At 67.4% G+C, this 12,234-nt stretch carries 11 protein-coding genes; all 11 read left to right on the forward strand.

The window, feature by feature from the left end; translation table 11 throughout:
- The first annotated feature begins 8 nt into the window (after window positions 1-8).
- The 11 genes from DDZ14_RS09325 to DDZ14_RS09375 all read left to right on the forward strand — a co-directional run bounded on the left by DDZ14_RS09325 (window position 9) and on the right by DDZ14_RS09375 (window position 12,152).
- Window positions 9-1,082 carry an ABC transporter permease gene (locus DDZ14_RS09325; RefSeq protein WP_109424696.1) on the forward strand — a complete coding sequence of 358 codons (1,074 nt, stop codon included), beginning with the start codon at window positions 9-11 and terminating at the stop codon, window positions 1,080-1,082.
- 12 nt (window positions 1,083-1,094) lie between these two features.
- Window positions 1,095-2,741, forward strand: a complete 1,647-nt coding sequence (locus DDZ14_RS09330) for an ABC transporter ATP-binding protein (protein WP_109424697.1) — start codon at window positions 1,095-1,097, stop codon at window positions 2,739-2,741.
- Between the two features lie 213 nt (window positions 2,742-2,954).
- On the forward strand, window positions 2,955-3,371 hold the full coding sequence (locus DDZ14_RS09335; RefSeq protein ID WP_109424698.1) for a PA2779 family protein: 417 nt from the start codon (window positions 2,955-2,957) through the stop codon (window positions 3,369-3,371).
- Complete coding sequence (locus tag DDZ14_RS09340) at window positions 3,356-4,198, forward strand: PA2778 family cysteine peptidase (RefSeq protein WP_233252535.1); 843 nt, start codon at window positions 3,356-3,358, stop codon at window positions 4,196-4,198. Before DDZ14_RS09335 ends, DDZ14_RS09340 begins: the two co-directional genes overlap by 16 nt.
- 197 nt (window positions 4,199-4,395) lie before the next feature.
- Window positions 4,396-5,172, forward strand: a complete 777-nt coding sequence (locus DDZ14_RS09345) for an arylmalonate decarboxylase (protein WP_199221324.1) — start codon at window positions 4,396-4,398, stop codon at window positions 5,170-5,172.
- A 44-nt stretch (window positions 5,173-5,216) separates the two neighbouring features.
- Complete coding sequence (locus tag DDZ14_RS09350) at window positions 5,217-7,283, forward strand: FAD-dependent oxidoreductase (RefSeq protein WP_109424699.1); 2,067 nt, start codon at window positions 5,217-5,219, stop codon at window positions 7,281-7,283.
- Window positions 7,284-7,383: 100 nt separating this feature from the next.
- A complete protein-coding gene (locus DDZ14_RS09355) occupies window positions 7,384-8,529 on the forward strand; it encodes an acyl-CoA dehydrogenase family protein (RefSeq protein ID WP_109424700.1) in 1,146 nt (381 codons plus the stop codon).
- A gap of 17 nt (window positions 8,530-8,546) precedes the next feature.
- A complete protein-coding gene (locus tag DDZ14_RS09360) occupies window positions 8,547-9,821 on the forward strand; it encodes an ArgE/DapE family deacylase (protein ID WP_109424701.1) in 1,275 nt (424 codons plus the stop codon).
- A gap of 31 nt (window positions 9,822-9,852) precedes the next feature.
- On the forward strand, window positions 9,853-10,083 hold the full coding sequence (locus tag DDZ14_RS09365) for a hypothetical protein (RefSeq protein WP_109424702.1): 231 nt from the start codon (window positions 9,853-9,855) through the stop codon (window positions 10,081-10,083).
- On the forward strand, window positions 10,080-11,072 hold the full coding sequence (doeB, locus tag DDZ14_RS09370) for a N(2)-acetyl-L-2,4-diaminobutanoate deacetylase DoeB (RefSeq protein ID WP_109424703.1): 993 nt from the start codon (window positions 10,080-10,082) through the stop codon (window positions 11,070-11,072). The genes DDZ14_RS09365 and doeB overlap by 4 nt, the downstream gene beginning before the upstream one ends.
- A 108-nt stretch (window positions 11,073-11,180) precedes the next feature.
- Window positions 11,181-12,152 (forward strand): carbon-nitrogen hydrolase family protein, encoded by a 972-nt coding sequence (locus DDZ14_RS09375; RefSeq protein ID WP_109424798.1) that lies wholly within the window; start codon window positions 11,181-11,183, stop codon window positions 12,150-12,152.
- The last annotated feature ends 82 nt before the right edge of the window (window positions 12,153-12,234 follow it).

The following is a 12,234-nucleotide window of genomic DNA, read 5'->3' on the forward strand; positions in this document are numbered from 1 at the left end:
GGACAGACATGAATTTCTTTGTCATCGGATATTACGCGCTGCTGATCGGCGCGTCCTGCTACACCGCCTACAACAAGCAGCGTTCCGCGTTCACGCTGCTCTTCTCGCTGACACTGGTCTCCTTCGTGCTGGGGATCGTCGGCGGCATTCCGGCGCTCAAGGCCGTAACCGTCATCGCGGGGCTGATCGCGCTCGCGGCGGGCGTCTCCTATGCCTTCCGCGAGTTCCTGATCGTGCTCGTCGGGCACGACTCGGGCAGCGAGGTCGCCAAGGCGCTGCGCGCCGCACCGCTGACCGCGAGCTTCGGCATGTTCGTGATCTTCACCTATGCGATCCTGGGCTTCTTCGCGCCCCTGATCGCACCCTTCGGCGAGGCCGAGGTGATCGCCTCCTCCTTCGCGCCGGCGGACGAGACCATGCTGCTCGGAGCGGACCAGCTTGGCCGCGACATGTTCAGCCGCATCGTCTATGGCGCGCGCAACACAGTGGGGCTGGCGCTGGTGGCCACGATCCTGGCCTTCCTGATGGGTGCCTTCGCCGGGCTGATCGCGGCGGTCAGGGGTGGCTGGTTCGACCAGTTCATGGGGCGCTTCGCCGACGTGATCATGTCGATCCCGGCGCTGATCTTTGCGCTGCTGATGCTGTCGATCTTCGGCACGAACATGGTGGTCATCATCGTGATCGTGGCGGTGATCTATTCGCCGCGGGTGTTCCGCCTGACCCGCGCGGTCGCAGGCAACGTCGTGGTGATGGACTATATCGAGGCCGCGCGGCTGCGGGGCGAGGGCAACTGGTACCTGATCCGGCGCGAGATTCTGCCCAACTCCACCGCGCCGCTGGTGGCGGAGTTCGGGCTGGAATTCTGCTTCGTGTTCCTGCTCATCGCCGGACTCAGCTTCCTGGGGCTTGGTATCCAGCCGCCGACGGCGGACTGGGGGTCCATGGTGCGCGAGAACGCGACCCTGATCTCGTTCGGCGAGATCACGCCGCTCATTCCCGCCGCCGCCATCGCGTTGCTGACCGTCGCGGTCAACTTTGTGGTGGACTGGATGCTTTACCGCTCCTCCGGCCTGAAATCGTAAGGAGTACGTGACATGACTGACGACAAGAGCCTGCTCCTGGAAATCAATGACCTCTGGATCCAGGGCTATTCGGAAGAGAAATGGGTCGACATCATCAAGGGTGTCGATCTGAAACTCCACCGCGGCGAGGTGCTGGGGCTGATCGGCGAATCCGGCGCCGGCAAATCAACGATCGGCGCCGCCGCGATGGGCTATGCCCGCGACGGCACGCGCATCTCGGGCGGGACCGTGGAATTCGACGGGATGGAACTCACCACCTCGTCGGAATCGGACTTGCGGGCGCTGCGCGGCTCGCGCATCGCCTATGTCGCGCAATCCGCCGCGGCGTCCTTCAATCCGGCGCACAAGCTGATCGACCAGTATACCGAAGGGCCGGTCCAGTACCGTATCCGCAAGCGCACCGAGGCGCAGGAAGATGCGATGGAGCTCTACGAGCGGTTGCGCCTGCCCAACCCGCAGGAGATCGGCTTCCGCTATCCGCACCAGGTCTCGGGCGGGCAGTTGCAGCGGGCGATGACGGCGATGGCCATGTCCTGCCGTCCCGACCTGATCATCTTCGACGAGCCGACGACCGCGCTGGACGTGACCACGCAGATCGAGGTTCTGGCGGCGATCCGCGACATCGTGGACCAGTTCAACACCGCCGCGATCTACATCACCCACGACCTGGCCGTGGTGGCGCAGATGGCGGACACGATCAAGGTGCTGCTCAAGGGCGAGGAGGTGGAAGAGGCCGCCACCGAGGAAATGCTCGACAATCCCAAGGAGGACTATACCAAGTCGCTCTGGGCGGTGCGCAGCTTCAAGCGCGCGCAGAGGTCGCGCCCGGCAGGTGGGACACCCGTCATCTCGGTCAAGAACGTCGATGCCTCCTACGGCACGACGCCGGTCCTGCACGACGTGTCTTTCGACATCTATGAAGGCATGACCGTCGCGGTGGTGGGTGAGTCGGGGTCCGGCAAGTCCACAGTGGCGCGTTGCATCACGGGGCTTTTGCCTCCGACGAGCGGGGAGATCCTGTTCAGGGGCGACGCGCTGCCCGCGGGTTACCGCCAGCGCAGCCGCGACCAGTTGCGGCAAGCGCAGATGATCTACCAGATGGCCGATACGGCGCTCAATCCGAAGGTGCGCATCTGCGACATCATCGGGCGGCCCGCCGCCTTCTATGGCGGGCTCAAGGGTACCGAGTTGAAGAACCGGATCGACCATCTTCTGGACCTCATAGAGCTGGAGCCGTCGCAATTCTATTACCGCTATCCGCCGGAACTCTCGGGCGGGCAGAAGCAGCGCATCGGCATCGCCCGCGCGCTGGCGGCGGAACCCAGCTTCATCATCTGCGACGAGGTGACGAGCGCACTCGACCAACTCGTGGCGGAGGGCATCCTGAAGCTTCTCGACAACCTCCAGAAAGAGCTGAACCTTTCGTACATGTTCATCACGCATGACCTGGCGACGGTGCGCTCCATCGCCGACGAGGTCGTGGTCATGAAGGAAGGCCGCGTGGTCGAGCAGGGGCCGAAGGACGAGATGTTCACCCCGCCGCACCATCCCTATACCGACCTGCTGCTCAGCTCGGTGCCGGAGATGGACCCGAACTGGCTGACGACGCTGCTCGAAGAGCGCGGCGTTGATAATGTGGGCGAATCCGCCGACGTCTGACCGCGCCTGCCGGCAAAAAGCGATCGGGCCCGTGCCGCCAGCGCGGGTCCGATTTTCCATTTTCGGGTGGCGGAATCCCGCCAATCCAAGGGACTGGGCGGGCGTATGCCGATATTGTGTGCCCGGCGTGGCTGTGTTCTGATGAAGGAAATGGCGCCTGCCCCAGTGAAAGAGCGCGGGGGACGGGCGCGAAGAAAAGAAAGGGATGCCGGGATGAGATTTGCAACACAGATGAAACTCGCCGCGACGGTTTTCATGGCCGTGCAGTTGACGCTTGCCACACAGACGACCACCGCGGCACGTGCGGAAATGCTCTCCACCGGTGCGGCTATCGACAGATACGCGGCTTATGCCGACCGCGAGTTCCTCCTGGGCGAGCTCCAGAAGAAGGAGATTCGCGACGAGATCATCGCGCAGGGCGTCGACCCGGCAGAGGCCGAAGCGCGGCTCAGGGCGCTCTCTGACCGGGAAATAGCCTCGATCATCTCGCAGATGGAAGAGGACTCCGCCGGCGCCGGCGCGGCCGGTGCGGTTGTGGGAGCGCTGCTGACGGTCTTCATCGTCCTGCTCGTGACCGACCTGCTTTGCCTGACCTCGGTCTTCAAGTTCACCCGTTGCGCCACGCGCTGACCGGCGTTTTCCGCGCCGCACTGCTGATCTGCATCCCGGTGGTTCTGCTGGGATGCGCGCAGGCCGTGGACCGGCGGCTGGAGGTTCCGGCGGATCAGGTCACGCGGGCCGCGGTGCCGGGTGTGCCGCTCATCAAACAGGCCGATTTCCATTGCGGCCCGGCGTCGCTGGCGATGGTCATGCAATGGTCCGGCCTCGATGTCACGCAATCCGAGATCGCGGCGCAGTCCTTCAGTCCGGGGGCGGAAGGCACGTATCTGGCCGACATGCTGGGCAGCGCGCGGCGGCGCGGGCAACTGGCGGTCCCGGTGACGGGTTTCCAAAACCTGCTCGATGAAATCGCCGCCGGGCATCCCGTGATCGTCTTCCAGAATCTCGGTCTGAATTTTGCGCTGAAATGGCACTATGCCGTCGCGGTGGGCTACGACCTGGAGGCGCGCCGCATCATCCTGCACTCGGGCGAGTTGGACCGCATGGTCATGCCACTCAGGCTCTTTGAGCGGACCTGGCGGCGCGGCGATTACTGGGCGCTGGTGGTGCTGCCGCCCGGCGAGCTTCCGGCCGCCGCCGGTGAGTGGGACGTTCTGCGCGCCGCCGAGGCGTTGGAACGCGCGGGCCAGTTGCGGGCGGCGCAGGAAGCCTATGCCGCGGGCGCGGCGCGCTGGCCGGATCACTGGCTCTGGCAGTTCGGCCTGGGCAATACGCGCTACGGGCGCGGCGATTTGCAGGGCGCACGGCGCGCCTTTCTCTGGGCCCGGCGGCTGGCGCCGGACGTGCCCGAAATCAGGCAGAACCTTGCACAGGTCAATCGCGAGCTTGGGGTATAGGGTCCGATCCCCGCCCGATCTGAATTATTTGGCCTTGACCGGAGATTTATCTGTTGCCTCCGCGCGGGATCAAGGCCGCAGGCCGCCGCGCGATCGTCAGATCACCCCGCGGGCCGGCGCCCCGGCGGCATGTCGCATCCTGACATGCGCCGCCCAAGCGACCGGCTAGACTTGGCCGGGCGGAAGGGGAGGCGTCAATGGACAAGGCCATAGGGAACGGACATGTGGCATCGGCCCTGCAGGTGGTGCGTTTCGATGCGGGGCGTCACCCGCGGGCCAAGATCGGCTACGTGCTGCTGGCCACCGAGCAGACGATCGAGGACGATATCATGGCGCTTCGCCCTTCGGGCGTGGGCGTCCATTTCACCCGCGCCGCGATTCCGGATTCGATCACCAGCGACAGCCTGGCCGCGCAGGCCGGTCTGCTGGCCGATTGCGCCGCGACGCTGCTGCCCGACGGATCGCTCGACGTGGTGTGCTATGCCTGCACCTCGGGCTCGCTGGTGATCGGCGAGGCGCGCGTGGCGGCGGAACTGAACCGGGGCGCGCCCGGCGCGCGGGCCACCTCGCTCATCGCCGGGGTGATCCGCGGGCTGCATGCCGTGGGCGCACGGCGGATCGTCGTGGCGACCCCCTATCTGGACGAGATCAACACACGCGAGGCGGATTATTTGCGCGCCGCGGGGTTCGATGTGCTCGACATCCAGGGGCTGAACCTGGAGCGCGACAGCGACATGGTGCGCGTCGCGCCCGATTTCATCGCCGAGTTCGCCTTGTCGCTCGACCGGCCGGAGGCGGATGCGATCTTCGTCTCCTGCGGGGCGTTGCGCACGCTCGACGTTGTCCAGAAGATCGAGGAGGCAGCGGGCAAGCCGGTGATCGCCTCCAACCAGGCAATGATCTGGGACACGCTGCGGCTGGCCGGCATAGCCGACGCCATCCCCGGCTACGGGCGCTTGCTGACCGCGCATTGAGCGGCCTAGACTGGCCTCGCGACGGTTTTTCGGGGGAGCAGCCAGTGACAGTCAACGCGCGCTACGCGGCCTTGTTCGAGCCGGTCCGCATCGGGCCGGTCACGGCGAAGAACCGCTTCTACCAGGTGCCACATTGCAACGGCATGGGCCATTTGCGCCCGCGCGCGGAGGCCGGGATGCGCGGCATGAAGGCCGCCGGCGGGTGGGGCGTTGTAAGCACGCAAGAGACCGAGATCCATCCCTCCTCGGACCTCACGCCCTATGCCGAGGGCCGGATCTGGGACGCGCGCGACATTCCCGCGCTCCGCGTGATGACCGGGGCGGTGCATGAGCACGGCGCGCTGGCCGCGGTGCAGCTTGCCCATAACGGCTTTCACGCCTCCAACATCCTGACGCGCACACCCGCCCTCGCGCCTTCGGACATGGCGCTCGATTTCGCGGTGCCGGCCCAGGCCCGCGCCATGGACAAGGCCGACATCCGGGCGTTTCGCCGCTGGCATCGCGACGCGGCGCTCCGGGCGCGCGAGGCGGGGTTCGATATCGTCTATGTCTATGCCGGGCACCGGATGACCCTGCCGCAGCATTTCCTGCTGCCCGCGCTGAACGCCAGGGGCGACGAATATGGCGGATCGCTGGAGAACCGCCTTCGGCTGACCCGCGAGTTGCTGGAAGAGACACACGAGGCCGTCGGCGGGGACTGCGCGGTGGCCTTCCGCTTCGCGGTGGACGAGATGGCCGGGCCGGACGGGATGCAGGCTGCCGAGGAAGGCCGCGCCGTGGTGGAGATGCTGGCCGAGATGCCCGATCTGTGGGACGTGAACGTCTCGGACTGGTCGAACGACTCGCAGACCACCCGGTTCCAACCCGAGGACGGCTATCAGCTTGCCTATACGGATTTCGTCAAGGGCCTGACGACGAAGCCCGTGGTGGGCGTGGGGCGGCTGAGTTCGCCCGACCAGATGGCCGCGCTTGTGGCGAAGGGCCGGCTCGACCTGATCGGCGCGGCCCGCCCCTCCATCGCCGACCCGTTCCTGCCCGCCAAGATCGCCGCCGACCGGATCGAGGCGATCCGCGAATGCATCGGCTGCAATATCTGCGTGGCCGCCGACAATCTGGGCGGGCCGATCCGCTGCACCCAGAACCCCACGATGGGCGAGGAATGGCGGCGCGGCTGGCACCCCGAGGAGATCGCGCCGAAGGCGGCGGCGGCGGCGGCGCTGGTGGTGGGCGCGGGGCCCGCGGGGTTGGAATGTGCGCTGCAACTGGCGCGCCGCGGTTATGACGTGACGCTGGCGGACGCCGCGCCGGAGCCCGGTGGCCGCGTGGCGCGGGAATCCGCGCTCAAGGGTCTGGGGGCCTGGCGCCGGGTGGCCGACAACCGGCTCTACGACCTGCGCCAGCGCGGCAATGTGGAAATGTACCTCAACAGCCCGCTCGACGCGGCGGCGGTGCTGGAACTGGGCATTGCCAATGTCTTCCTGGCCACCGGGGCGCGCTGGCGGCGCGACGGGGTGGGCCGGACCTGCCGGGCACCGCTGACGGGGGGCGGGGGCGTGGCGATCCTGACCCCCGACGACATCATGGAAGGCCGCCTGCCCGGTGCCGGGCCGGTGGTGATCTATGACGACGACCAGGCCTATATGGGCGGTGTGATCGCCGACCTCCTGGCCACGCTCCGCGACGACATCACGTTGGTGACGCCGGCGCCGGTCGTCTCCCCCTGGTGCGCGCACACGCTGGAACAGGGGCGCATCCAGACCGCGCTGCTTGAGGCCGGGGTGCGGATCGAGGCCAATGCGCGGCTGGCCGCGCTGGGCGAGGGGCGCGTCGATCTGGCCTGCGTGTATACCGGGGCGCGGCGGCAGGTGGACTGTGCCTCGGTCGTGCTGGTCACGGAACGTGCGCGCGAGACGGCGCTTTACGAGGCCCTGCGGGACGAGGGTGGCCTGAGCGTGCTGGAAGTGATCGGAGATGCGCAGATGCCCGGCCTGATCGCCGACGCGGTCTATTCCGGGCACCGCGCCGCCCGCTATTTCCAGGCCGATCCGGGCGCGGCGGAGGCCGCGCTCTATCGCCGCGAGATCCCGTCCCTGCCGGAGGAGGGCCGATGACCATTCAAAATATCCCCCCTCGGGCCGAGGGCGCGCCGCAGACCGGCATTCCCGCCTTCCGCGACAACAATCCCGCCACGATCCGGAAGGGGCTTTCCGCATGACCGGCACGCTATTCCTCTCCGACGAACACGAGATGCTGCGCGACCAGGTCCGCCGCTTCGTGGAGGAACGCATCAAGCCCGAGGCTGCGGCCTGGGAAGAGGCCGGGATGGTCCCGCGCGAGGTTCTGCGCGAGATGGGCGCGCTCGGCTTCTTCGGCATACGCTACCCGGAGGAATACGGCGGCTCGGAGATGGACGCGCGTGCCACCGTGGTGCTGGCCGAGGAACTGGGCCGCTCCACCTTCTCGGGCGTGGCGATCACCGCGCTGGTGCATACCGATATGGCCTCGGTGCATCTTTTCAGCGCTGGCTCCGAGGCGCAGCGCGCCGCGCATATGCCCGGCGTCATCGCGGGCGAGAAAATCTGCGCCGTGGCGGTGACCGAGCCCGATGCGGGTTCCGACGTGAAGGGCATCCGCACCACGGCGCGGCGCGACGGCGACGCCTATGTGCTGAACGGCGCCAAGATGTTCATCACCAACGGGGTGCATGCCGATCTCTACTGCGTCGCGGCCAAGACCGCCACGGACGGCCCGCCCAGCCAGTCGGTGACCATGTTCCTGTTGGAAAAGGGCACACCGGGGTTCACCGTCAGCCGGGCGCTCAAGAAGCATGGCTGGCTCTGTTCGGATACCGCCGAACTGGCGTTCCGCGACTGCCGGGTGCCGGCGGAGAATGTGCTGGGCGAGGAAGGGCAGGGCTTTTACGCCATCATGCGCAATTTCCAGAACGAGCGGCTGGTCATCGGCGCGATGGCGATGGGCGAGGCGCAGGCCGCGCTCGACCTGACGCTGGACTACGTGAAGACCCGCAAGGCGTTCGGCGCCCCGCTCTGGGAGAAGCAGGCGATCCGTCAGCGGCTGGCGATGCTCGCGGCGCGGGTGGCGTCCGCGCGGCAGTTTGTCTACGCCACCGCCGCGCGCGACGCCGCGGGCGAGGAGGTGGTGCGCGAGGTGTCGATGATCAAGGCGCTCTGCGGCGAGTTGGTGAATGAGGTGATGTATGATTGTCTGCAATTCCACGGTGGCATGGGCTACATGCGCGAAAGCGCGATCGAGCGGATGGCGCGCGACGCGCGGGTGCAGGCGATCGGCGGCGGCGCGACCGAAGTGATGCTCGAGGAGGTCGCCAAGCGGCTGTGAGGCGAAAGGGGGGCAAGATGAGCGACGATCCGATTGCCGGTATCGGCGCGGCGGTGGCCGAAGGCTTCGCCGACCAGGTGGCGTTTTTGGAGCGCCTGACCGCCTGCGCCTCGGTCCGCGCCCACGAAGAGGCCGCGCAGGACATCATGGAGCAGGCCTGTCGCGAGCGCGGGTTCGAGATCGACCGCTGGACGCTCGACGCGCCGGAACTGGCGGCCCACCCGGCGCTGGCGCCCGCCACGGTGGATTATTCCAAGATGTCCGCGCTGGTGGCCACGCATCGGGGCCGCGGCGGCGGGCGGTCGTTGATCCTCAACGGCCATATCGACGTGGTCCCGCCGGGTCCGGCCGAGCACTGGACCACGCCCGCATTCGCGCCGCGGCGCGAGGGCGACTGGCTCTATGGCCGGGGGGCGGGCGACATGAAGGCGGGTCTGGTCGCCAATCTCTTCGCGCTCGACGCGTTGCGGCGGCTGGGCGTGCAGCCCGCTGGCCGGGTGCATCTGCAATCGGTGCCGGAGGAGGAGAGCACGGGGAACGGCGCACTGGCCTGCGCGGCGCGCGGCTATATCGCCGATGCCGCCTTGGTGACGGAACCCTTCGACGAGGAACTGGTGCGCGCCAATACCGGCACGCTGTGGTTCCGCATCCGCATTTCCGGGCGGCCGGTCCATGTCTTCGACACTGGCGCGGGCGGCAACGCGATCGAGGCGGCGGGGCGCATGATGGTCAGGCTGAAGGAACTGGAGGCCGCCTGGAACGCGCGCAAGGGCGGCTGCCCGCCCTTTGCCGATCACCCGCATCCGATCAACCTCAATATCGGCAGGATCGAAGGCGGGGACTGGGCCTCGTCGGTCCCTGCCTGGTGCGACATGGACTGCCGGATCGCCTTCTATCCCGGCGAAACGCCCGCCGAGGCGATGGCTGCGGTCGAAGCCTTCGTGGCGGAAGTGGCGCGCGGCGATCCGCTGCTCGCGGCGCAGCCGCCGGTGGTGGAATGGAACGGCTTCACCGCCGAAGGCTATGTGCTGGAGCCTGGTAGCGACGCGGAGGCCGCGCTGGCGCGGGCACATCGCACGGTCACCGGGCGCGGGCTGAAGGATATCGCCATGCCCTGTTATCTGGACGGGCGGGTGTTCGCGGTGCAGCAGGGCATTCCCACGCTGGTCTACGGGCCGCTGGCCGAGAACATTCACGGTTTCGACGAGCGGGTGAACCTGCCTTCGGTCCAACGCGTGACCGAGACGGTCGCGCGGTTCATCGCGGACTGGTGCGGGCTGGAGCCGGTCTGAAACGCCCGGCGGGCCGAGGGAGGGGGAGCGCATGGATCAGGCGGTGGAGATTGCGCAGGCCATCCGCCACACCTGTTGGGAGGAACGCCAGATTGTCGGAGGCTCCGGTGCGGTCGGCATAGCCGCGCCGATGTCGGGCCGGGTCCGCCCGGAGGGGTCGGTGGCGGTGCTGCTGACGGGCTGCAATCTGGACATGCGCCTGCATCACCGCATCGTCTCGGGCGAGGATGTGGATGCCGCCGCGGGAAAGGAAACCGGATGATCGCGAACCCCATCACGCCCACAGTGCCGCTCGACCGCGACGGGGTGCATCACGGCTATCTGCGGCTGCCGCACAGCCACAATGCCAGCGCCTGGGGAGCGATCATGATCCCGCTCACGGTGCTGCGCAACGGCGAGGGGCCGACGGCGCTCTTGACCGGCGGCAATCACGGCGACGAATACGAGGGCCCGGTCGCGTTGCAAGGGCTGGCCCATACGCTCGACCCGGCGCAGATCACCGGGCGGGTCATCATCGTGCCGGCCTTCAACTACCCCGCCTTCCGCGTCGGGGCGCGGCTCTCGCCTATCGACGGGCGCAACCTCAACCGCGCCTTTCCCGGCCGTCCCGACGGCACCGTGACCGAAAAGATCGCGGATTATTTCCTGCACAGCCTGGTGCCGATGGCCGATATCGTCATGGATTTCCATTCCGGCGGGAAGACGCTGGATTTCGTGCCCTTCGCCACTGCCCATGTGCAGGAGAACAAGGAATGGCAGGCGGCCTGCGTCGCGGCCATGCGCGCCTTCAACGCGCCCTACTCGATGATGCAATTCGAGCTGGAGACGGTCGGACTCTACGACACGGAAGTGGAGGCGGCGGGCAAGGTCTTCGTCTCCAGCGAGCTGGGCGGGGGCGGCACATCGACCGCGCGCAGTAACGCCATCGCCCGGAAGGGCCTGCGCAACCTGTTGATCCATGCGGGCATCCTGAAGGGTGAGATGGAGATCGGGCCGAGCGTGATGCTCGACATGCCCGACGAGGCGGGTTTCGTCTTCGCCGATCGCGAAGGGCTGGTGGAGCCATTGGCCGATCTGGGCGACATGGTGCAGGCGGGCGATCCGGTCGTGCAGGTCTGGCCGGCGGACCGCACCGGCGTGGCCCCGCATGTCTATGTCGCGGGGCGGTCCGGGCTTCTGGCGGGGCGGCATTTCCCCGGTCTCGTCACCAACGGGGATTTTCTGGCCGTCGTGGCCGAGGTTCTGGGCTGAGACGGCAGCGCGCGCGCGTCCGCTTATCGCTGTGGACTGTCCTTGGCCTGCCATGTACGCTTGGAAAATTCCGGCCGGTTCCCGGTCGTTACGGAGCAGAAAGAAGAAATGACCCCTTTCGCAATTGCCGGCATCCAGATGCATGTCGCCGCCGCGCATTCCAATGTCGAGGCCGTGCGTCACCGCATCGACGTCACGATGGCCCGGTTCCCTTGGACCCAGATGGTCCTGCTGAGCGAACTGGCCCCCTTTGGCCCGCTGCCGAAATTCGCGCAGCCGCTGACCAATGACACGGTCGCGCTTTTCCAGGAGGACGCGCGCCGCCACAGGATCTGGCTGATCCCCGGCTCGATGTTCGAGAAAACCGCGGACGGCCGCATCTTCAACACCTCCGTCGTGATCGATCCGCAGGGCGAAATCGTGGCGACATACCGCAAGATGTTCCCGTTCCGCCCGTATGAATCCGGCATCTCCGCCGGCACGGATTTCTGTGTCTTCGACGTGCCGGAAGTGGGCCGGTTCGGGCTGTCGATCTGCTATGACATCTGGTTCCCGGAAACCACGCGCCATCTGACCGCGCAGGGGGTCGAGGTGCTGCTGCACCCGGTTCTGACCGGCACCACCGACCGGGACGCGGAGCTCGCTATCGCGCGGGCCACCGCGGCGCAGTTTCAGTGTTACGTCATCGACGTGAACGGTCTGGGCGCGGGCGGCGTGGGCCGCTCCTGCGTGGTGGACCCCTCGGCGCAGGTTCTCCACCAGGCCGCCGGGCAGGAAGACATCTTCCCCATCGAGATCGACCTCGACCAGGTGCGCCGCCAGCGCGAGACCGGGATGAAGGGGCTGGGTCAGGTACTCAAGAGCTTCCGCGACCGCGAAGCGGAATTCCCGGTTTATGACCGCGCGAGCGGGGCGGATGCCTATCTGCACAGCCTGGGACCGCTGGAAATGCCGCGCCAGCGCGTCACGGGCACCCCGTCGATGGCCGATCCGCGCACCGATGCGTCCGAGCCCGGCGCGACCGGCCCGGAGACGGCCGTTCACGGCGTGCATGCCTTGGGAAGGATTGCCAACGGGTGACGTCGACACGATCCTTTCCCCTTACTGAACGGCATCCCGGCGGCATTCGCAGGTGCAGTTGCAACTCTTTGATCCAGAACCG

This window comes from Maritimibacter sp. 55A14 (genome assembly GCF_003122205.1).
Lineage (GTDB): Bacteria > Pseudomonadota > Alphaproteobacteria > Rhodobacterales > Rhodobacteraceae > QEYE01.

Coding starts and splice junctions, on each gene's coding strand:
- DDZ14_RS09325 (WP_109424696.1), top strand. CDS start 9: ATGAATTTCTTTGTCATCGGATATTACGCGCTGCTGATCGGCGCGTCC.
- DDZ14_RS09330 (WP_109424697.1), top strand. CDS start 1,095: ATGACTGACGACAAGAGCCTGCTCCTGGAAATCAATGACCTCTGGATC.
- DDZ14_RS09335 (WP_109424698.1), top strand. CDS start 2,955: ATGAGATTTGCAACACAGATGAAACTCGCCGCGACGGTTTTCATGGCC.
- DDZ14_RS09345 (WP_199221324.1), top strand. CDS start 4,396: ATGGACAAGGCCATAGGGAACGGACATGTGGCATCGGCCCTGCAGGTG.
- DDZ14_RS09355 (WP_109424700.1), top strand. CDS start 7,384: ATGACCGGCACGCTATTCCTCTCCGACGAACACGAGATGCTGCGCGAC.
- DDZ14_RS09360 (WP_109424701.1), top strand. CDS start 8,547: ATGAGCGACGATCCGATTGCCGGTATCGGCGCGGCGGTGGCCGAAGGC.
- DDZ14_RS09365 (WP_109424702.1), top strand. CDS start 9,853: ATGGATCAGGCGGTGGAGATTGCGCAGGCCATCCGCCACACCTGTTGG.
- doeB (WP_109424703.1), top strand. CDS start 10,080: ATGATCGCGAACCCCATCACGCCCACAGTGCCGCTCGACCGCGACGGG.
- DDZ14_RS09375 (WP_109424798.1), top strand. CDS start 11,181: ATGACCCCTTTCGCAATTGCCGGCATCCAGATGCATGTCGCCGCCGCG.